Annotated in this window: 17 protein-coding genes; 5 read left to right on the top strand and 12 right to left on the bottom strand. The window is 73.8% G+C overall.

What is annotated here, in order from left to right; translation table 11 throughout:
• Positions 1-90: 90 nt before the first annotated feature.
• Positions 91-1584 (top strand): prolyl oligopeptidase family serine peptidase, encoded by a 1494-nt coding sequence (locus tag AB0C33_RS08780; protein WP_358285095.1) that lies wholly within the window; start codon positions 91-93, stop codon positions 1582-1584.
• Here AB0C33_RS08780 and AB0C33_RS08775 read toward each other — a convergent pair.
• Positions 1557-2519, bottom strand: a complete 963-nt coding sequence (locus AB0C33_RS08775; RefSeq protein WP_358285092.1) for an alpha/beta hydrolase — start codon at positions 2517-2519, stop codon at positions 1557-1559. The genes AB0C33_RS08780 and AB0C33_RS08775 overlap by 28 nt on opposite strands.
• 1 nt (position 2520) lies before the next feature.
• Positions 2521-3390: an enoyl-CoA hydratase-related protein gene (locus tag AB0C33_RS08770; RefSeq protein ID WP_358285072.1), complete on the bottom strand. Its 870-nt coding sequence runs from the start codon at positions 3388-3390 to the stop codon at positions 2521-2523.
• Positions 3391-3533: 143 nt separating this feature from the next.
• On the opposite strand from AB0C33_RS08770, the gene AB0C33_RS08765 reads away from it, so the two are divergent.
• Positions 3534-4964: an LCP family protein gene (locus AB0C33_RS08765; RefSeq protein ID WP_358285069.1), complete on the top strand. Its 1431-nt coding sequence runs from the start codon at positions 3534-3536 to the stop codon at positions 4962-4964.
• A 71-nt stretch (positions 4965-5035) separates the two neighbouring features.
• Positions 5036-5308 carry a hypothetical protein gene (locus tag AB0C33_RS08760; protein WP_358285066.1) on the top strand — a complete coding sequence of 91 codons (273 nt, stop codon included), beginning with the start codon at positions 5036-5038 and terminating at the stop codon, positions 5306-5308.
• On the opposite strand, the gene AB0C33_RS08755 is transcribed toward AB0C33_RS08760, so the two are convergent.
• Positions 5294-6175: an alpha/beta hydrolase gene (locus tag AB0C33_RS08755; RefSeq protein ID WP_358285064.1), complete on the bottom strand. Its 882-nt coding sequence runs from the start codon at positions 6173-6175 to the stop codon at positions 5294-5296. The two genes, AB0C33_RS08760 and AB0C33_RS08755, sit on opposite strands and share 15 nt — an antisense overlap.
• A 104-nt stretch (positions 6176-6279) precedes the next feature.
• On the opposite strand from AB0C33_RS08755, the gene AB0C33_RS08750 reads away from it, so the two are divergent.
• Positions 6280-7254, top strand: coding sequence for a BtrH N-terminal domain-containing protein (locus AB0C33_RS08750; RefSeq protein WP_358285063.1), 975 nt, complete (start codon positions 6280-6282; stop codon positions 7252-7254).
• A 31-nt stretch (positions 7255-7285) separates the two neighbouring features.
• On the opposite strand, the gene AB0C33_RS08745 is transcribed toward AB0C33_RS08750, so the two are convergent.
• The 4 genes from AB0C33_RS08745 to AB0C33_RS08730 form a co-directional block, all read right to left on the bottom strand.
• Positions 7286-7942 carry a class I SAM-dependent methyltransferase gene (locus tag AB0C33_RS08745; RefSeq protein ID WP_358285060.1) on the bottom strand — a complete coding sequence of 219 codons (657 nt, stop codon included), beginning with the start codon at positions 7940-7942 and terminating at the stop codon, positions 7286-7288.
• 38 nt (positions 7943-7980) lie between these two features.
• A complete protein-coding gene (locus tag AB0C33_RS08740; RefSeq protein WP_357964663.1) occupies positions 7981-8985 on the bottom strand; it encodes an enolase C-terminal domain-like protein in 1005 nt (334 codons plus the stop codon).
• Between the two features lie 100 nt (positions 8986-9085).
• Positions 9086-10477 carry an MFS transporter gene (locus AB0C33_RS08735; RefSeq protein WP_358285058.1) on the bottom strand — a complete coding sequence of 464 codons (1392 nt, stop codon included), beginning with the start codon at positions 10475-10477 and terminating at the stop codon, positions 9086-9088.
• Positions 10478-10539: 62 nt separating this feature from the next.
• On the bottom strand, positions 10540-11268 hold the full coding sequence (locus AB0C33_RS08730; RefSeq protein WP_358285057.1) for a TetR/AcrR family transcriptional regulator C-terminal domain-containing protein: 729 nt from the start codon (positions 11266-11268) through the stop codon (positions 10540-10542).
• A 99-nt stretch (positions 11269-11367) separates the two neighbouring features.
• Between AB0C33_RS08730 and AB0C33_RS08725 the strand changes: the two genes are divergently transcribed.
• Positions 11368-12816 (top strand): DHA2 family efflux MFS transporter permease subunit, encoded by a 1449-nt coding sequence (locus tag AB0C33_RS08725; RefSeq protein ID WP_358285055.1) that lies wholly within the window; start codon positions 11368-11370, stop codon positions 12814-12816.
• Between the two features lie 108 nt (positions 12817-12924).
• Here the strand turns inward: AB0C33_RS08725 and AB0C33_RS08720 are convergent, their stop codons facing one another.
• The 5 genes from AB0C33_RS08720 to AB0C33_RS08700 are packed head-to-tail and all read right to left on the bottom strand — an operon-like array spanning position 12925 to position 20134.
• A complete protein-coding gene (locus AB0C33_RS08720) occupies positions 12925-14064 on the bottom strand; it encodes a VWA domain-containing protein (protein WP_358285975.1) in 1140 nt (379 codons plus the stop codon).
• 4 nt (positions 14065-14068) lie between these two features.
• A complete protein-coding gene (locus AB0C33_RS08715; protein ID WP_358285053.1) occupies positions 14069-16408 on the bottom strand; it encodes a DUF5682 family protein in 2340 nt (779 codons plus the stop codon).
• On the bottom strand, positions 16405-17469 hold the full coding sequence (locus AB0C33_RS08710) for an AAA family ATPase (protein WP_358285051.1): 1065 nt from the start codon (positions 17467-17469) through the stop codon (positions 16405-16407). Before AB0C33_RS08710 ends, AB0C33_RS08715 begins: the two co-directional genes overlap by 4 nt.
• Positions 17466-18803 (bottom strand): DUF5691 domain-containing protein, encoded by a 1338-nt coding sequence (locus tag AB0C33_RS08705; RefSeq protein ID WP_358285049.1) that lies wholly within the window; start codon positions 18801-18803, stop codon positions 17466-17468. The genes AB0C33_RS08710 and AB0C33_RS08705 overlap by 4 nt, the downstream gene beginning before the upstream one ends.
• Positions 18800-20134, bottom strand: a complete 1335-nt coding sequence (locus tag AB0C33_RS08700) for an SWIM zinc finger family protein (RefSeq protein ID WP_358285047.1) — start codon at positions 20132-20134, stop codon at positions 18800-18802. Before AB0C33_RS08700 ends, AB0C33_RS08705 begins: the two co-directional genes overlap by 4 nt.
• Positions 20135-20225: the final 91 nt, after the last annotated feature.

Below are 20225 nucleotides of genomic sequence, written 5' to 3'. Positions count from 1 at the left end.
TCTCTCACCGACAAATGCGGCCCCTCCCGTCACAGAAGCCGGGAGTAGGCTGGATGATCAGCGGGCAAACCAACGCACATGGGGAGGCCGATGCGCACTGGCCGTGGCACCTTGAGCGTCGCCGCCGGCCTGGTGCTGGTGGCTCTCGCGTCGGTCGGCTACGTGTTGCCGCCCGCGTTCGACCCGCCGCCGCTGAAGGCGGATCCGGCGTTCGCCGCGATTCCCCCGCAACCGGCCGACGAGCTGCGCCCGGTGGTCGCGGCAGCCCCCGTGCGGCGGGAGGAGATCTCGCTGCCGGCCGAAGGCCAGCGCCTGGAGGGCACCTTACGCGTGCCGCTCTCGCCCGGCCCGCACCCGGCGATGGTGTTCGTGTCGGGGTCGGGCAACGGGTCGCGGACGGAGTTCACGCCGCAGGCGGAGTTCCTGGCCAGGGCGGGCGTGGCGACGATCGCGTTCGACAAGCGCACGGTCGGCTACGACTTCCGCGACCGCGACTTCGGGCTGCTGGCCGACGACGCGCTGCGCATGGTGGAGTACCTGCGCACCCGGCCGGAGGTGGACGCCTCGCGCGTCGGGCTGTGGGGGGTCAGCGAGGGCGGCTGGGTCGTCCCGATCGCGGCGGCGAAGAGCGCGGCGGTCGGCTTCGCGGTGCTGGTCTCCTCGCCGAACGTCTCGCCGCTGCGGCAGGTCGCCTGGGCCCTGAACGAGCAGCTGCTGCGGCTGCACGCCCCCATCGGCGCCCGCGACCTGCTGACCAGGGCGATGGGCGGCGTGGGCTTCACCTTCCTGCGTTACGACGCGATGCCGGCCTTACGTCAGGTCAAGCAGCCGGTCCTGGCGTTCTACGGCACGACCGACCCCTCGATCCCCTTCGTGGAGTCCACCAAGGCGCTGGTCACGGCGCTCACCGAGGCGGGCAACGACCGGTACACGATCCGTTTCATGGACAAGGGCGACCACGCGATGCGGGTCAACGGCGGCCCGTTCACCAAGGGCTACCTGGAGACGCTGGCCAACTGGATCACCGGCCTGCCGGGCACCGCCAGGCCGTCGGCGCACATGGCGGGCAGCACGCCGGTCCAGCGGTTCGAGGCCAGCGACGTGCCCGCGGCCCCCTGGTACGCGGGCGGCACGATGCTCGGGCTGACCATCTGCCTGGCCGCCGTCGGGTACGTGGCCGGCCCGGTGGCGGCGATGGTCGTCCGGCTGCGCGGCCACGGCAGGGAGCCGGTCGAGACCAACGCCCGGCTGTGGCCGCCGATCAGGCGCAGGCTGCGCAGGATGGCGTGGACGGGCCTCGGCCTGCTGGCCTCGGTCGTGGCGTTCATCATGCTGCTGGTGCTGTTCTCGGTGAACCAGGCGGGCGCCTGGCCGGCCGTGCTGGCGGGCTGGCTGGTGGTCCGCGTGCTGGCCGCGCTCATGCTGGTCCAGGAGGTCACGGCGGTGGCCGCGTACGTGTCGGCGCTGCGCGAGGGCATGCAGCCCACGCGGTGGCAGTACGTGGCGATCGGCGGCGTGCTCGGCGGCACCGGGCTGCTCCTGGTGGCGGCGGCCTACTACGGCCTGTTCTCGTTCCCCTGGTAGGAAGTGCCCGAGGTGGAGGTGCCCTGGGTGGAGGTGCCCTGGTAGGCGTTCATCCAGCGGTCGAGCTCGGCGAAGACCTGCTTGCGCGCGGGCTCGGCCGACAGCACCAGGTCGTGCACGCCGTCCTGGATGCGCACGCAGGTGACGTGGGGGCCGATCGAGGTGGCCCAGCGGGCCATGTGCTCCGGGTCGAGCACGATGTCGGCCGAGCGCGCCTCGGGCACGAAGTCGCGTACCCGCAGGCCCGTGGAGGAGGCCAGGACGAGCACCGGCACGTCCACCGCCAGCCCGCGGTGCAGCCGCCGCTGGGCCCGCCGGATGGCGGCCAGCCACATGGCGTGCACGGAGAACCCGACCAGCGGCTTGAGGTCCAGGTCGTAGTCCCATTCGCCCTGTTCGGTGCGGTGCAGGCTCTGGCCGTAGGCGGTGCTGATGCCGAGGGGCAGCGGCCGCCGGACGTAGGACATCGGGGTCTTGAGCAGGTCGGCGGCCAGCCGGAGCGGGGCCGGCACGTTGAGGTCGAGGAACGGGCTGTTGAGCACGAGCCCCTGCACCAGGCCCCGGCCGCGGACCCGGTCCGCCCACAGCGCGGCGATCAGGCCGCCCGTGGAGTGGGCGTTGACGGTCAGCTCGTCGTGGTCGCGGCGGATGAGCCGGACTGCCTCGTCGATCTCGGGGAAGTAGTCGGTGACGCTCCTGATCAGCCCCCTGGTCTGGTGCGGGAGCAGTGAGCGGCCGTACTTGCGCAGGTCGAGGGCGTAGAAGTCGATGCCGCGCTGGACGTAGTGGTCGGCCAGATGGTCCTGGAAGAAGTAGTCGGTGAACCCGTGGACGTAGAGCACCGCCCTGCGCGAACCGGTCTTCCTGGAGATCAGGGTCGCGACGACCTCGCCCTCGAAGTCGGGCTGCATGGGGAGAACGGTGATCTCGTACATATCAGACAGAATATGGATTGTCCGGCCATGTGGGGACGCCGGGCGGAAGGTCGGTGCTCACCTTCATCGGGAAGTCGGCCGGACGCTTCTCCAGGAACGCCGTCACCCCCTCCACCGTGTCGGCCGCGCCCCCGAGTTCGGCCATGAGCCTGGAGTCGGCGGCGTGCGCCTCCCACGGCGAGGCGGCCGACAGGCCCGACCACATCAGCCTGCGCACGGCGGCGACGGAGACGGCCGAGGTGTTGTCGGCGATCTCGCGGCCCAGCGCGTACGCGGCGGGCAGCAGCTCCTCGTCCGGCAGCACCCGCGAGACCAGGCGGCCCTCCAGCGCCTCGGCGGCGGGGAAGACCCGGCCGGTCACCGCCCACTCCATGGCCCGGGAGATGCCGACCACCCGGGGCAGGAACCAGCTCGACGCCGCTTCCGTGACGATGCCGCGCCGGGCGAACACGAACCCGAACCTGGCGCTCTCGGCGGCCAGCCGGACGTCCATGGGCAGCGTCATCGTGACGCCCACGCCCACCGCCGGGCCGTTGATCGCGGCGATGACGGGCTTGAGCGAGGCGGCGATCCGCAGCGCGACCGTGCCGCCGCCGTCGCGCGGCGCGCCCTCGATCAGCTCGGCCGGCTCGGCCTCCGCCCGGTGGCCGAACGTGCCCCCGCCGCCGCCCAGGTCGGCCCCAGCGCAGAAGGCCCGCCCGGCTCCCGTGACGACCACCGCGCGCACGTCGTCGTCGGCGTCGGCGAGGTCGAACGCGCTGATCAGCTCGGCGCGCATGGTCAAGGTGAAGGCGTTGAGCCGCTCGGGGCGAGACAGTGTGATGGTGGCGACGCGATCGGCCACGTGGTACGCGATCTCGGAGAAGGCCATGACCCGAATCTTATTCGGTTACCGATGTTCACCCTCCGATAAAGACATATTTCGCATCCAATGCGTAGGCTGCCCGCGCTGTCCGTGCCTGCGGGTTACGGTGGAGTTCGGGGAACGGGGATGCCGTGCAGGGTAAGGAACCGGTGAGCGCGGGAGCGGTCCTCGGCTGGCTGGCGCTCTCGGCGCTGGCGCCCGGGGCCGCCCATCTGCGTGCCGGCCGGCGCACGGCCGGCCTGATCCTGCTGTCGTGCTACTTCGCCGGCCTGCTGGCGCTGCTGGCACTCGCGCTGACGACCGACAACCTGCTGGGCTCGCTGACCCAGGACTCGTGGCTGACCGCGATCGTCGTCGGAGCCGCGGCGCTGGGCGTCGCCTGGTTCGCGGTGATCGTGCACTCCTTCGTGGTGCTGCGTCCCGGGCGGCTGCCGCAGAACGGCCAGATCCTGGCCGGCACCCTCGCGGGGCTGCTCGCCGTCGCCGTGGTGGTGCCGTTCGGGCTGGTCGCGCAGTACGTGTGGACGTCCCAGCAGACCCTCGGCGACATCTTCACCGGCCCCGAGCCGGCCGAACCCGCCGTCCCGGACGGGCAGGAGCCGCCGCGGGACCCATGGGCCGGGCGCGACCGGGTCAACATCCTGCTCCTCGGCGGCGACGCCGACGACAACCGCACCGGCGTGCGCACCGACAGCATGAACGTGGCCAGCATCGACGTGAAGTCCGGCAACACCGTGCTGGTCAGCCTGCCGCGCAACCTGGAGAACGTGCGCTTCCGCCCCGGCACGCCCATGGCCCAGCGATTCCCCGATGGCTTCCGCCTGCCGCCCGACCCCGGCGGCGGCCGCAGCGACCTGCTCAACAGCGTCTGGGAGTACGCCGACGCCCACCCGGAGATCTTCGGCGGCCGCCGGCAGCAGGGCCCGCAGGTGCTCATGGACACCATCGGCTACACCCTCGACCTGAAGATCGACTGGTACGCCCTGGTCAACATGTGGGGCTTCGCCCGGCTCATCGACGCCATCGGCGGCATCACGCTCACCGTCGAGCAGGACGTGGTGTTCGGCAAGTACAACGAGGGCCTGGTCAAGGCCGGCACCAGGAAGCTCAAGGGCGCCGACGCGATGTGGTACGCCCGCTCCCGCACCTTCAGCGACGACTACACCAGGATGCGGCGGCAGCGCTGCGTGCTCGGCGCGCTGCTGGACCAGGCCGACCCGGCGACCGTGCTGGCCCGGTTCAACCGGATCGCGCTGGCCGCCAAGGAGCTGATCAGGACCGACATCCCGCGCTCGATGCTGACGAACCTGGTGCCGCTGGCGCTCAAGGTCAAGAACGCGAAGGTGACGAGCCTGCAGTTCGTGCCGCCGCTGATCCGCACCGGTTACCCCGACTGGGACAAGATCCGCCGGCTGACCGCCAAGGCCGTGCGCGACTCGGCCGCGACCACGTCCGCCGTCGCCGCCTCGGCGACCCCGTCGGCGAGCCCGTCCGCCACGGACGGACCCGCCCCCGGGAAGTCCGGCAAGCCCTCCGCGCCGCCGACCAAGGGGCTCACCGAGGGATGCGGCGCGGGTTGAGCCGGACGCCCTGACGACCCCGGTCACGGATGGCATGCTGGGGGACCCGGCAAACCTGGAGGAGATTCGCGATGTCCCACCCCCTCGGCAGCTCGCCCGCCGTCCGGCGCACCCCTCTCGACGCCGAGGAGAGAGTGCGGGCCGAGGCCGGGTTCGTCCCCCTCGTGGCCCAGCAGCTGGCCGAGAACGGCCGGTTCAGGGTGAGCGCCGACAGCGCCGAGCTGGTGGAGGTGTTCCAGGGGGTCGCCCGCAAGGTGGGCGAGCTGCTCGGCCGGCCGGTGGTCAGCTACTCCAACGGCCGGTACATGGTGATCACCTTCGCCCAGGACTCACCGGTGGGCTGAGGCCGGACTGCGGTCCAGCAGGACGCGCAGGACCTGGTGGGGGTGCGTCCACAGCAGCGCGCCGCCGGCGCCGGGCACGACGTGCCGCACGGCTCCCGGGATGCGGGCGGTCAGGCCCTCCCCCAGGTCGGGCGAGTGGGTGGCGTCGTGCTCGCCGTACCAGACGTCGACCGGCGCCGTGATCGACGACAGGTCGACGCCCCAGCGGCCCATCGCCAGGACGGTGTCGCGGGCGTAACCGGCCGGCCCCTGCGCGAACGCCTCCGCCAGCGCCTCGCGGTATCCGGCGGCGAACTCGGGCCGCTGGTAGACGGCCAGGTCGCAGGCCGGGCTGCCGCCCATCACCAGGTCCCACATCGCCTGCGGGGTGAAGCCCGCGAAGATCCGCTCGGCCGCCTCGGGGTCGTGCGTGGACAGCTCCGTCAGCTGCCGCAGCTCGGCGGGCAGCACGCCGGCGAAGCGGGCGTCGGCCACCTCGTCGGCGGCCGAGACCAGGGCCAGCGCGCCGGTCACGCCGGCGGCGGCGCAGGCGAGCGCGAACGGCGCGCCCTGCGAGTTGCCCACCATGGCCGGACGCCCGAGGCCGCGCAGCCCGGCGAAGACCTCGACGTCGGCGGCGAACCCGGCGAACGTGCGGCCCGGCGCGGGGGTGGAGGCCCCCAGGCCGGGCCGGTCCAGGGAGATCAGGCGCACGCCGAGGTCGTCGGGCGCCGCCGCGCCCATGCCGAGCCGGCGGCTGGTGGCGGCCCCCGGGGAGAGCAGGACCGGCCTCCCGTCCGGCGGCCCCCACTCGGCCCAGCCCAGGAGGCGGCCATCGGGCAGCCGTTCGGCGCCCGTGCGGGCAGGAGGTGCGACCAAGGTGTTCATGCGCCCATCATCCCGTGCGCACCTCGGGGTGCTTCCACCGGTTTTCCGTGGCACGCCGGGCCGCCCGGCAGGTGAATCCGCAGGTCATCCTGCACACTGGGCTTGTGCTCATCGATCTCGTTCCGCCCTTCGAAGGGCGTCACTGTGAGACGACCACCGCCGGCACGCTGCTGCGGCACGCGGGCGTGGAGCTGTCGGAGGCGATGCTGTTCGGGCTGGGCGAAGGGCTGAGCTTCATCTACTGGGACAGCGGCTCGCTGGACGTCCCGCTGATCGGCGGACGGGTCAAGCCGCACGCGCTGACCGAGAAGCTGGCCACCGCGCTCGGGTTCACGCTGGACACGCAGGAGACCTCCTCCCCCATCACGGCCTGGTCGAACGTCCGCCGGCACCTCGACGAGGGCACCCCCGTCGGGATCCGGCTCGACTGCTTCCACCTCGACTACATCAGGACGCCCTACCACTTCGGCGGCCACTACGTGGCGATGGTCGGCTACGACGAGGGCCACGCCCACCTCGTGGACACCGCCCAGCAGGGCACCCGCAACCGGGTCCCGCTCGACTCGCTCGAACGGGCCCGCGCGGCGACCGGGCCGATGACGGCGCACAACCTGTCGTACACGCTGGGGCCGTGCGCCGAGCCCGACCTGCCGCAGTCCGTCAGGACGGCCGTCCGGTCCACCGCCGCCGCCTTCCTCAACCCGGCGATGAGGAACATCGGCTACCGGGGCATCGAGCAGGCCGCCGCGCTCATCCCCACCTGGCTGGAGCGCGGGCCGACCGCGCAGCTCACGCGTACGGCCAACCTCATGGAGCGGGGCGGCACGGGCGGCGCGTTCTTCCGCAACCTCTACACCGAGTTCCTGGCCGAGGCCCAGATGATCGCGCCCGGCAAGGCCCTGGAGACGGCCTGCCAGGCGTACATGGCGCTGGCGCCCAAGTGGAGCGAGGTGGCCGACCTGCTGGCCCAGGCCGGGGAGACCGGCCGGCAACAGCCGCTCGACCAGGCGGGGACGCTGCTGTACGACCTGGCCGTGCGCGAGCGGCTGGCCATGGAGACGCTGTACGAGGCGGCGTAGCGGGAGCGGGGACCGGCGGGGTCAGCGGGGGTCAGCGGGGACGGCGGAAGGTGGCGCGCCAGCGGTGGCGTCCGCCGTCGCGCAGGTCCTCGATCCGCTCAGCCGTCAGCCCGCCGGTCGCGAACGCCGCGATCTCCGACGCCGTCAGCGGCCACGGCGGGGCGCCGACCGGCCCGCCGTCCTCGCGGCCGGACGCGATCACCAGCAGTGTGCCCCCGGGGCGGACGAACCCGGCGACGCTCTCGGTGGCGCGGGCGTGCAGCTCCTCCGGGAGGGCCTGCACGGTCATGATCTCCACCACCAGGTCGAAGGCGTGCCGCCAGGCGGCGGGCGGGTCGAGCAGGTCGGCGGTGACGTAGTCGACCGGGCTGTCCGGGAACCGCTCGCGGGCCAGGCGCACGGCCGACGCGCTCACGTCGAAGGCGACCGTCGCGTGACCGAGGGCCGCCACGTGCTCGGCGTCGTCGCCCAGGCCCGCGCCCACCACGAGCGCCCGCCCGCCGCCGGGGCCGCGTCCGGCGGTCCACTCCACGAGCAGGAAGTGCGGGGTGCGCGAGTCCCAGGGCACGATCGCGTCGCCGGTCGCCGACTCGGCGTAGAGGTGCTCGAACCAGCCGGTCGGGTCGTCGGCGGCCAGCGATCGGGCGGCCAGCCGCCTGGCGTCGGCGTCGGGGTCGCGCTCGGTCATCGGCTCTCCGGGTCGGTCATGCGGGTCGTGCGGGCCGGTCATGCGTGGAAGGACTCCTTGGCCAGGCGGCCGAGGCGGGTCTCGTCGATGGTGTGGCCCAGGCCGGGCTGGGTGAGCGGGACGGCGATGACGCCCGCGTTCGCGCCCACCAGCGGCGTGACGATCTGGTTCTGCTTCGGCGGCTGGGTGACGTCGCACGGCAGCGTGCAGCCGGGCAGGCTGGCGACCGCCACCGTGGCCGCCCTGGCCAGGCCGGCTCCCTGGCCGCCCGCGCACTGGATGTCCCAGCCGGCGGCGGCGGCCCGGTCGTGCGCCCGCCGGGCCTCCGACAACGACGGGAAGGCGGTGGGGCGCAGCAGGAGCACCCTGGCGGCGCGCAGGGTCAGGTAGTCGTCCAGCTCGGCGGTCGAGCGCACCTCGACGGCGACCGAGGCGGCCACGTCGTCCTGGAGCGCGGCGTGCGCGTGCACGTCGCCGAGCGGGAAGGGCCGCTCGATGACCTCCAGGCCGTAGGAGTCGAGGGCGACGAGCTGGCCGAGGTCGGTGTAGGCGTTGCCGCCGTCGACTGCCAGGGTCAGGGCGGGGTAGGCGCGCCGGACCGCGCGTACGGGCTCGACGTCCCAGCCGGGCCTGATGTCGAGGGTGACGTGCCCGTAACCGGCGCAGACCTGCTGGTTGACGCGGGCGACCAGGCTCTCGACGGACGGGTCGGGCGCCAGGCGCACGGTGGCCATCACCGAGGTGCGGGTGCCGCCGATCGCGTGCGCGAGCGGCACGCCGCGCATCCTGGTCCACAGGTCCCAGCACGCCATGTCGACGGCCGGATCGCCGCTCGGCACGGCGTCGGGGTGCTCCCAGTCGACGCCGATCAGCAGCGCGGCCAGCGACTCCTCCAGCCGCGACCAGGCCTTGGGCTCCGGCGAGACGGCCTCGCCCCAGCCGGTCATGCCGCCGTGGTCGGTGAGCTTGACGAGCAGGCTCTCCGACCTCGCGCCGTACGGCAGGACCAGCCGGAAGACCTCCAGCTCCCGCACTCGCGGCATGAACCCCCCTTAAGCCATGACGAGAGAGTCGTCGCGCCTGGTGAAGGCCGTCCACGCCGATGCGTTTGGCAGCGTTCTCAGCACTATGACGTTCTCATCACTATGACGCGGTCCCTTCCATAGTGCCTGCCTTGGCGGACTGCACAAAACGGGGGGCCAGCACGACGGCCAGGACGGCGAGCACGACGGTGAATCCGAGCCCCACGGCGTAGTTCTCGCCCGTGGCGGTGAACAGGGCGCCGCTGACGGCGACGGCCACGACGGTGAACACCGACTCGCCGACGCCCACGGCCGCGCTGTTCTGCCCTTCCTCGCCCTCCTTGGACATCTCCAGCACCAGCACGGACACCGTGGGGTGCAGCGCGCCGATGCCGAGGCCGGAGACGGCCATGGCGACGTAGGCGACCGCGATGGGCAGGGAGTCGACGAGCACGAGCGAGACCAGCGCGATGCCGACGGCGATCATCGCGGCGCCGCCGCGGATGGCGACCATGTGGCTGATCGTGCCGCGGCCCTTGATCCAGGAGCCGGTGGACCAGCCGAGCGCCCCCACCGTGAGGACGACGCCCGCGCCGGTGGCGGTCAGGCCGCGCTCGTTCATCAGCATGAGCGGGATGAGCACCTCGGCGGCCATGAGCGAGCCGTAGGCCAGGCCGCGCAGCACGGGGGCGGTCGGCAGGCCGCGGGCGGCGCGCAGCGAGCCGGGCAGCAGCAGCTTGGGCAGGGCCACGGCCAGCAGGACGACGCCGGCCACGAGCAGCGGCAGGCCGGCCAGCTTCAGGGCGCTGCCGTACTGGATGAGGGCGGCGGCGACGGCGGTCAGCGTGGCCCAGACGAGCTTGCGGCCGAGGCCCGGGGCGGGTTCGGCGGAGCCGCGCTCGGCCGAGCGGCCCGCGGTGCCGCGCCACAGCAGCAGAGCCGCGGGGATGACCAGCGCGGAGACGCCGAGGAAGATCCAACGCCAGCTCACGTTCTCCACGACGAACCCGGCGATGGCCGGGCCGATCATGGAGGGCACCACCCAGGCGGCCGAGAACAACGCGAACACCTTGGGATGCATGGCCCCCGGGAAGACCCGGGCGACCAGCACGTACAGGGAGACCTGGATCAGCCCGGCGCCGAGCCCCTGGACGAACCGCCCGGCGACCAGCACCTCCATCGTGGGCGCGAACCCGGCGACCAGCAGCCCGGCCACGAAGGCGACCACGCCGACGGCGATCGGCTGCACCGGCCCCCGCACGTCGCTCCACCTGCCGCCGAGCACGGTCGCGATCACGCTGGCCGCGAGGGTGGCGCTGAAGGCCAGGTTGTACAGGGACATGCCGCCAAGGTCGCGGGCCACGATCGGCATCGCGGTCGCCACCGCCATCGCCTCGAAGGCCACCAGCATGACGAGCGCGACCAGGCCGACGCTGAGCGCCCGGTACTGCGCGGACAACACCCCGGCCGGGGCCGGGGCGACGTCCTCGATCGGATCAACAGTCGTAGTCATGACGGTAAAGCTACGAGGAAGCCGGGACCGGCACATCGGGCGCGGGGCCTAGGCAATTGGGCCTAAGGCATGCGTGACTCGATGCCGTCGAGCAGCAGTTCCAGGCCGTAGCGGAAACGTTCCTCGCCGCCGGCGTCGATCAGGTCGTCGATGTGCTCGACCAGGTACGGGAAACGGTCGCGCGGCAGTCCCCGGTAGTAGTCGGCGATCTGGCCGGCGAAGGAGGCGAAGTACTCCTCCTGCGAGGCCACGCCCGCGGCGCGCATCCGGCTGATGTGCACCGAGCCCTCGTAGGCGTCGCCGATGAGGTAGAGGGACAGGCGGTCGAGGCACAGGGCGGCCTCGCGCGGCGGCATGCCGGCCTCCAGCAGCAGCCCGTAGACGAACTCGCCGGTGCGCAGGGAGTTGCCGCCCGAGGGGATGTTCGCCAGGGCCGCCCTGGCGACGTCGGCGTGCTTGTTCAGCACCCGGTAGACCTCCAGCGCGTACGACCTGAGCTGGTCCTTCCACTGGCCTGGGTCGCGCTCGGGCAGGCGGATCTCGCCGAGCACCCGGTCGTAGACCAGTTCGAGCAGCTCCTCCTTGTTGGCCACGTGCGCGTACAGCGAGGCGGGGCCGGTGTCGAGCTCCTGGGCGACGCGTCTCATGCTGAGCGCGTCGAGCCCTTCGGCGTCGAGGACGCGCAGCCCGGTCTCGACGATGAGGTCCTGGCTGAGCTGCCGCCTGATCTGCGGTTGCTTGCGGGACTTGCGCCACGGCGGCACCGGCACGGCTTCTTCCTTGCTCCCCATGGCGAACACTGTACTTGACACGAACGGTGTTCGCCACTAAAACGGTGTTCGTAAACGAACAGTGTTCGTACCTAAGAACGGCGTTCTGAAGGAGTTCCTGTGACAGTGACCAATGCGGGGCAGGCCACGGAGGCCGTCGCGCCCTACCGGTGGCGCTGGGCCGCCCTTTTCGTGATCCTGGCCGCCGAGGTGATGGACCTGCTCGACGCGCTGATCACCACGATCGCCGCCCCCACCATCCGCGCCGACCTGGGCGGCAGCGACAGCCTCGTGCAGTGGCTCGGCGCCGGTTACACACTGGCCATGGCCGTCGGCCTGGTCACCGGCGGGCGGCTCGGCGACCTGTTCGGCCGCAAGCGCATGTTCCTCATCGGCGCCTTCGGCTTCACCGCCGCCTCGCTGCTGTGCGGCGTGGCGGGCAGCCCCGAGATGCTCATCGCCAGCCGCGTGCTGCAGGGCCTGTTCGGCGCCGTGATGTTGCCACAGGGGCTGGGGCTGATCAAGGAGATGTTCCCGCCGCAGGAGATGGGCAAGGCGTTCGGCATGTTCGGGCCCGTCATGACGATCTCGTCGGTCGGCGGCCCCGTGCTGGCCGGCTGGCTGGTCGACGCCGACTTCTTCGGCACCGGCTGGCGCATGATCTTCCTGATCAACCTGCCGATCGGCCTGGCCGCCGCCGTCGCCGGCATCCGCTTCCTGCCCGAGTACCGCCTCTCGAACGCCACCAGGCTCGACCTGGTCGGCGTCGGCCTGGTCTCCGTGGCCGGGTTCCTGCTGATCTACCCGCTGATCCAGGGCCGGGAGCTCGACTGGCCCGCCTGGACGTTCGTCTCGATGGCCGCCTCGCTGGTCGTCTTCGCCCTGTTCGGCCGGTACGAGTCGCGCCGCGCGGCGTCCGGCAAGGACCCGCTGGTCACGCCCAGCCTGTTCCGCAAGCGGGCCTTCTCCGGCGGCCTGGTGGCCGGTCTGGCGTTCTTCTCCGGCATGATCGGCCTCAGCCTGGTCTTCAGCATCTACATGCAGGCCGGCCTGCACTTCAGCCCGCTCAAGGCGGGCCTGGCCAGCCTTCCCCAGGCGGTCGGCGGCGTGCTCGGCTTCGGCCTGGCCATGTCCGGGCTCCAGGAGAGGCTGGGCCGCGGGCTGCTGCAGATCGGCGTGGTCGTCATGGCCGCCGGCGCCGCCGTGCTCGGGGTGACCATCCAGCTGGCCGGCACCGACGTCGGCGTCTGGCAGCTCGCCCCCGGGCTGGCGCTGGTCGGCATCGGCATGGGCCTGACCATGGCGCCGTTCTTCGACATCGTGCTGGCCGGCGTCGAGCCGCACGAGTCGGGGTCGGCCTCGGGCACGATGACCGCCGTCCAGCAGCTCGGCGGCGCGCTCGGCACCGCCGTGCTCGGCACGCTCTTCTTCAACCTGCTCAAGCAGGAGTGGAGCTTCGGCTCGGCGATGCAGGTGACCGTCTGGGTCGAGGTCGGGCTGCTGGCCGTGACGTTCGCCCTGTCGTTCCTCATGCCGCGCAAGGCCCGCCCCGAACAGGCCGGCCACTGAGCGCCGGCCCGGCCGCGGCTCCCCTGCGGGGGTGGAGCCGCGGCCGTCCGCGCGCCCGGGTCAGCTGCTGACGCGGCGTCCGGAGCCGCCGTCTTCCGCGTGCCCTGCTCAGGTGCCGACGTGGCGTTCGGCCCAGCGCGCGATGTCGCGGCGTTCGATGGCGGCGGCCATCAGGTCGGGGAAGGCGTCGGGGGTGCAGGCGAACGCGGGCACGCCCATCGCGGCCAGCGCGGCGGCGTTGTCGTGGTCGTAGAAGGGCGCGCCCTCGTCGGAGAGCGCGAGCAGCACGATCACCTGCACGCCGGCCTGGGTCATCGCCGCCACCCGACGCAGCATCTCCTCGCGCACGCCGCCCTCGTACAGGTCGCTGACCAGGACGAAGACGGAGTCGGCCGGGCGGGTGACGAGGCCCTGGCAGTAGGCGATCGCCCGGTTGATGTCGGTGCCGCCGCCGAGCTGGGTGCCGAACAGCAGCTCGACCGGATCGTGCAACTGCTCGGTCAGGTCGACCACCGCCGTGTCGAACACCACCAGCGACGTCTTCAGCGACCGCATCGAGGCCAGGACCGCCCCGAACACGCTCGAATACACCACCGAGGCCGCCATCGAACCGCTCTGGTCGATGCAGAGCACCACCTCGCGCTGCACCGACCGCTGCCGGCGGGCGTAGCCGACGAGCCGCGACGGGACGACCGTGTTCCGGTCGGGCAGGTAGTTCTTGAGGTTCGCCCGGATCGTCCGGTCCCAGTCGATGTCGGCCACCCGCCTGGGCCGGTGGGTGCGCGCCGAACGGTCGAGCGCGCCCGTCACCGCCGCCCGGGTGCGGTCGGCCAGCCGGCGTTCGAGCTCTTCGACGACCTTGCGCACCACCGCCCTGGCCGACTCGCGGGCCTGCGCGGGCATCACCCGGTTGAGCGCCAGCAGCGTGCCGACCAGGTGCACGTCGGGCTCCACGGCCTCCAGCATCTCCGGTTCGAGCAGCAGCCGGGTGAGGTTCAGCCGCTCGATCGCGTCCTTCTGCATGACCTGGACGACCGTGGACGGGAAGTACGTGCGGATGTCGCCCAGCCAGCGGGCCACCCGCGGCGCGGACGCCCCTAGGCCGCCCTCGCGCCGGCTCTGCCCCTCGCGGCCGTCGTGGTCGTAGACGGCGGCCAGGGCCGCGTCCATCTGCGCGTCGGCACCCTGCAGGGCGCAGCCGGTGCCGTCGGCGTCGCCGCCCCCGAGCACCAGCCGCCACCTGCGCATGCGCTCATCCACGGTCTCTCCCGATGATCGCCAGCACGGTCGCCACGGCTCCCGCCGCGCGCCGCTCGTCGATGTCCGGCTCGTTCCCGTCGCCGGCGCCGCCGGTGCCGCCTGCGCGGCCCGCCGCGCTCACCCGCTCGCCGACGGCCCGCCGCTCCGGCACGGCGAAGCCGCCGAACGTGCGGCGCAGCAGCGGCAGCACGTCGGTGAACTGGTCGGCGGGCAGCGCGGTCAGCCAGGCGTCGACCAGGCCCAGCAGGCGCGGGTCGTGCACCAGGAGCAGGCCGCCGCCGGACAGGAACCCCTCGACCCAGGCCGCCGCCCTGACCGGGGTCTGCCCCCGGGACATGGCCCTGGACATGCGGTCGCCCGCGTCGGCGAGCTCGCCGCAGTCGAGCAGGACGCGGGTGAGCCGGCCCTCGATGAGCCCGTGCAGGTCCTGCCGGTCGGCGATGCCCCGCAAGGTGCCCAGCCACCGGGCCCGCGGCGAACCGCCGGCCCCGCCGTCCGCCTCCCCCGCGCCGCCGCCGCCGTCCGTCCCCACCGCGGGCCCCTCGCCGTCCGCCTCCGCCGCCTCAGCGCCGCCGTACGCCCCGGCCGCGTCGGCCGCCATGGGCGGCGGCGGGGCGGTGGGGGGTTCGGTGAGCAGGGCGACGGCGGCGTGCACGGCGTCGACGTGTTTGAGCAGCTCGGCCGCCGCGTCGTCGTCGAGCGCGGTGACCGCGACCGGCAGCCCGACGCAGATCCGGTCGAGCATCGAGCGCACGATCACCGCCAGCCCCTCGGCCGAGGTGCCGCGCACGTCGCCGTACCGGTGGGCGCGGACCATCGCGGGCAGCGCCGCCATCAGCTGGGTGACGTCGGTGTCCAGCGCCGCCTTGGCCGACAGCGCGGCCAGCACGCCGGGCAGCGCCTGCGGCAGGTCGGCCAGCAGGCACTGCTCCACCAGCGCGGTCAGGTCGGCGAGCGCCGCCGACGCGGCCCCGGCCAGGTCGCGGGCGCGCCGCGCGGCCGCGGCGGCGACGGTGGTGCCGAGGGCGGCGTGCTCGATGAGCGCGAGGTCGTGCTCGGGCCGCCACTGCAACGTCCAGGACTCGCGGAACGTGCCCTTGCCGCGCGCCTGCCCCGGCGTGCCCCAGCCCACCTCCAGCAGCCGCAGCCGGTGCAGCAGGTGGCTGCGCTCCAGGTCGAGCGGCTTGCGCAGGTCGAGGTCGAGCTCCCGGTCGAGGGCCTCGGGCCGCAGCTTCAGCCGCCGCCGCTGCTCGCGCAGGTCGCGCTGGAGCGGGACCATCGGGGTGCCGTCGGTGACGTGGCCGAGCCGGTCGCCGACGACCATCCGCCGCTGGATCAGCTCGACGGCCAGGTCGTCGCCCTCGCACAGCACCGCCCTGGCCGCCTCGGTCACCTCGCCCAGCCCGGCCAGCGGCCTGCCGCGCAGCCCGGCCAGGGTGTCGGCCAGGCGGACGGACTCGATGACGTGCGCGGAGGAGACCGGCAGCCCCTCCTCGCGCAGCACGGCGGCGGCCTCGGTGAGCCAGCGCTCGACCGGCCGGTCGGGGGCGGTGAACAGGTGGTGGTACCAGCCCGGCGAGGTGATGCCCGCGCCGTAGCCGCTCCAGGAGGCCAGCCGCCCGTACGTCCAGGGCACCCACGTCAGCTCGGCCTTCACCTTCGGCATGCCGCGCAGCAGCGCGTTGTCGGCGGCGGCCGGGGGCAGCGGCCCGGCGAGCGCGGGCACGTGCCAGGCGCCGCAGACCACCGCGATCGTGCCGAACCCCTCCTTGATCGCGGCCCGCAGCGCCTTGCGCATGTACGCCTCGCGCCTGGCCTCCCGGCCGGCCGGCACATGGCCCTCGCGCACGGCGGCCATGGCCTCGGCGATCACCTCGAAGGGGGTGTCGCCGCGGTGCTCGACGACGTCCTCCCACCAGCGTTCCGGGTCGTCGTGCCCGGCCGCGGCGGCCAGCGCGCCGATCGGGTCGGCCCGCAGTCCGTCGCCGGACTCGTCGTGCTCCTCGTGCTCCTCGTCGTCGGCCAGGGAGTGGGCGGCGGGCAGGTCGCAGAAGCGCACCGGGACGCCGGCCGCGACGCCGTACAGGATCGCCTGCCATTCGGGCGAGAACTGCGCGAACGGCCAGAACGCGGCCCTGGCCGGCGCGCCGGGCACGTGCGCGAGCAGCGCGACCGGCGGCTCCAGGTCGGGGGCGAGCGCCACGATCGCGTCGGCCTCCGGCGGCCCCTCGACGAGGATCGCGTCGGGGCGCAGGCGTTCGAGCTCGCGCCGCAGCGCGCGGGCCGAGCCGGGGCCGTGGTGGCGCACGCCCAGCACGGAGACGGCGCTCATGACACCTCGCGGCAGGCGCGGTAGAAGTCGCGCCAGTCGGGACGCTCGCGCACCACGGTCTCCAGGTACTCGCGCCACACCACCCGGTCGGAGACCGGCTCCTGCACCACCGCGCCGACGATCCCGGCCGCGACGTCGGAGGGCCGCAGCACGCCGTCGCCGAAGTGGGCGGCCAGCGCGATGCCGCTGGTGAGCACCGAGATCGCCTCGGCCGTGGACAGGGTGCCGCTCGGCGACTTGACCTTGGTGCGGCCGTCCTCGGTGACGCCGGCGCGCAGCTCGCGGAAGACGGTCACCACGCGCCTGATCTCGGCCAGGCCGGTGGAGGTCTCCGGCAGCTCCAGCGAGCGGCCGAGCTGGGTGACGCGGCGGGCGACGATGTGCACCTCCTCCTCGGCGCTGGCGGGCATGGGCAGCACGACGGTGTTGAACCGGCGGCGCAGGGCGCTGGACAGCTCGTTGACGCCCCGGTCGCGGTCGTTGGCGGTGGCGATGACGTTGAAGCCGCGCTCGGCCTGGACCTCGCGGTTGAGCTCGGGGATCGGCAGCGTCTTCTCCGACAGGACGGTGATCAGCGCGTCCTGGACGTCGGACGGCATGCGGGTCAGCTCCTCGACGCGGGCGACCCGCCCCTCGGCCATGGCCCGCATGACCGGCGAGGGGGTCAGCGCCTCGAACGAGGGGCCCTCGGCCAGCAGCCTGGCGTAGTTCCAGCCGTACCGGACGGCCTCCTCGGCGGTGCCCGCGGTGCCCTGGACGAGCAGCGTCGAGTCGCCGCTGACGGCGGCGGCCAGATGCTCCGACAACCACGTCTTGGCCGTGCCGGGCACGCCGAGCAGCAGCAGCGCGCGATCGGTCGCGAGCGTGGCCACGGCGACCTCGACGATGCGGCGGGCGCCGACGTATTTGGGGGTGACGCGGTCGTCGTCGCCCAGGATGTAGCGGGTCACCGCCCACGGCGACAACTTCCAGCCGGGGGGCCGGGGGCGGTCGTCGTCCTTGGCCAGGTAGGCCAGTTCCTCGGCGTACTGGTCTTCGGCGTGGGGACGCAGGACGGTCATGCGAGCTCCTTGTACATGTCGGCACGGAAACGCAGGAGGGCGGCGACCTGCTGGATCGGCGCCACCGGCGAGTAGCTCTCGGCCAGCGGGAACAGCGCGGGGTCGATGTGCTCGCCCGCCAGCTTGACCAGCTCGCCGAGGTTCCACGGCTGGACGGCCGCCACCTTGACGATCTTGTGCAGGACGGCCGTGGCCAGGCCCTCCCGCCAATGGGACGAGACGCCGCCGAGCACCATGATCAACTGGCTGTCGAGGTCGTGCTTCTGGACGAAGCCCGCGGCGAGCTCCTGCTGCTCGGCGGGCGGGAGCGCTTCGAGCAGGTCGGCGATCGGGTCCCAGCCGAACATCGCGCGTGCCCACTCCGGGTCCTTCTGCAGCACCGCGGCCCGGACCCAGGCGGCCTTCACCTCGGCGTCCCAGTCGGGGATGCGCATCTTCAGCAGCGCGGACGGCGGCCGGCCCCAGAAGCCCAGCGGGGCGCGGGCCAGGATCTGCTGCAGCCACCAGGCCCGCTCGCCGATGCCGCGCGGCGGCTTGGGACGCACGCCGTCGCGCTCCATCGCCCGGTCGCACTCCAGGGGCGCCTCGACGGCGATGGCCGAGCCGGAGATCGACACGCAGGCTCGCGCCCGCTCGGCCATGCGCCTGGACAGGCGGGAGCCGGGCAGCCGGGTCAGCAGGTTGGCGGCGGCCTGGCGGACCTCCCGGCGGCGGTCGTCGAGCGCGGCCTCCAGGAACGGCTCGTCGCCCATGGCGAGCCCGTCGGCCAGCAGCTCGACGAACTCGGCCCGGTCGTCGGGCGTCTCCCGCTCCCAGGTGCTCTCCAGCAGCTCCCTGGCCGCGGCGGGGTCGGCGGCGCGCAGGGCGCGCAGGTGGGCGCGGCGGTCGGCGGGGCCGCCGAGCTCCCAGGTCTCGCCGGTGGGCTCCTCCAGCAGGTAGCCCCACGCCGGGTTGAGGCCGGCCAGCCAGCGGCCGCGCTGCCCGGCCAGCACGCCCAGGTGGGCGCGGATCGAGCGGTCGCGCCGGCCCCGTTCGAGCAGGTCGGGCAGCACGTCGCAGGGCACCCTGCGGCCGGTCGCGGCGGCCGCGGCCAGCCATTCGGGCAGCAGGCGGTCGTAGTCGCCGCCCATGATCCGGACCAGCCGCTCGGCCGCGCGCCTGCCCACGGCGGGCAGCTCCTCCGCCGGGGCGGGGGACGGCGGCGCGGCCTCGACCGGGCCGCGGCCCGCGCGCCGCCGGGCCGTCTCGACGGCGGCGGCCGCCAGCAGGTCTCCCCGGTACGGCCTGCGGTCGGTGCCCACCAGGGCCGTCGAGGCCAGGTCGTCCCAGGTCACAGGAGCACCGCCGTTCCGTCGTCGTCGTAGGTGGTGAGCGGGCGCAGGCCCTGAGGCGTCCATTCGGCGGCCAGCGTGACGGGGCGGCCGCCCGAGACGGCGATCAGCCGCCAGGGGTCGCGGGCCCGGGGATGCAGCGGCAACCCGCCGACCGCCGTGCGGCCGGGGACGACGCCGGCCAGCACGAGCGGCCACGACTCGGTCCAGGGATCGTCGGCCAGCACCCGCGCCACCTCCTCCAGCGCCTCCCCGGCCGGCACCCCGGCCGGCACCCCGGCCGGCAGGGCGCCCTCGCCGGGAAAGGGGTCGGTGTCGTGGCGCGCGGCGACGAGGGCGCGGAGGGGCGCGGCGCCGGGGTAGAAGGCGAGGTCGGCGTCGATCGTGGTGCCCGTGACCAGCGAGGCGTCGAGGGCCTGGCCGGGCGGGGCGAAGGAGAGGATCAGCGCCGCCCGGCCGGTGGCGCGGCCCTTGAGCCAGACGCGGCGGGCGGTCAGCCGGTCGTGCTCGTCGTCGCGGCGGCCGAGCACGTGCCAGTGGTCGCGCACCGCCGGCCCGGCCAGCACCTCTTCCCGGGTGACCGGGAAACCGGTGCGGATGCGGACGGTCTCGGCCAGGGGCGCGGGCAGCTCGGCGCGGCGGCGGTGGGCGACGGCGAGCAGGTTGATCAGCGCGTACTCCTCTAGGAGCCGGCCGGGCCAGTCGTCCTCCGCGCGCACCTGGGTCAGCCGGGACACCAGGCCGGCGACGCCGGGGGCCTGGGCGTCGATGAGGCGCTTGGCCAGGCCGTCCCAGTCGTGCTCGGCGGAGGACGCGAGGCCCTGGCGGATCTGGTCGGCCAGCCAGCGCTCCAGCTCCGCCAGCCCGGCCCCCACCCGCGCCTGCCGCACCGACTCCGCCTTCCCCGCCCCGGCGCCGGCGCCGGTCGCGGCCCCAGCGCCAGCTCCGGTCGCGGCGGCATCGTCGCGAGTGGTCTCGGCGCGGGCCGCGGACCTGGCGGCGCGCTCGGCGCGGCCGTCGAGCCACTCGGTGACCCACTGCGGCGCGGCCTCCTCGGCGGGCACGCCGTCGGCCGACCACAGCAGCAGCAGGCCCAGCGCGTGTTTGCAGGGGAACTTGCGGCTGGGGCAGCTGCACCGGTAGGCGGGCTCGGTCAGGTCGACGCACGCCAGGTAGGGCTTGGACCCGCTGCCCGCGCACTCGCCGTACAGGACGCTGCCCGTCGTGCCGCGCGAGGACCACTTGCCCGCCGCGGCCACCCCCTGAGCCGCCTTCCTGGACGACGCGTCGGGGGCGAGGGCGAGCACCTGATCAAGGCTCCACCGTTCGATCACCTGCCGCAGACTAGCCAGGCCGACCGACAGTTCGCGCGGCGGGCGGCCCGTCCGCCGGACGCGGTCCCCGCGCGCCCCGGGCCCTCGTAAG

This window comes from Nonomuraea sp. NPDC048881 (assembly GCF_040649795.1).
Taxonomy (GTDB): domain Bacteria; phylum Actinomycetota; class Actinomycetes; order Streptosporangiales; family Streptosporangiaceae; genus Nonomuraea.
Note: the sequence above shows the minus strand (reverse complement) of the source record. Positions and strands in the feature narration are given on the sequence as shown.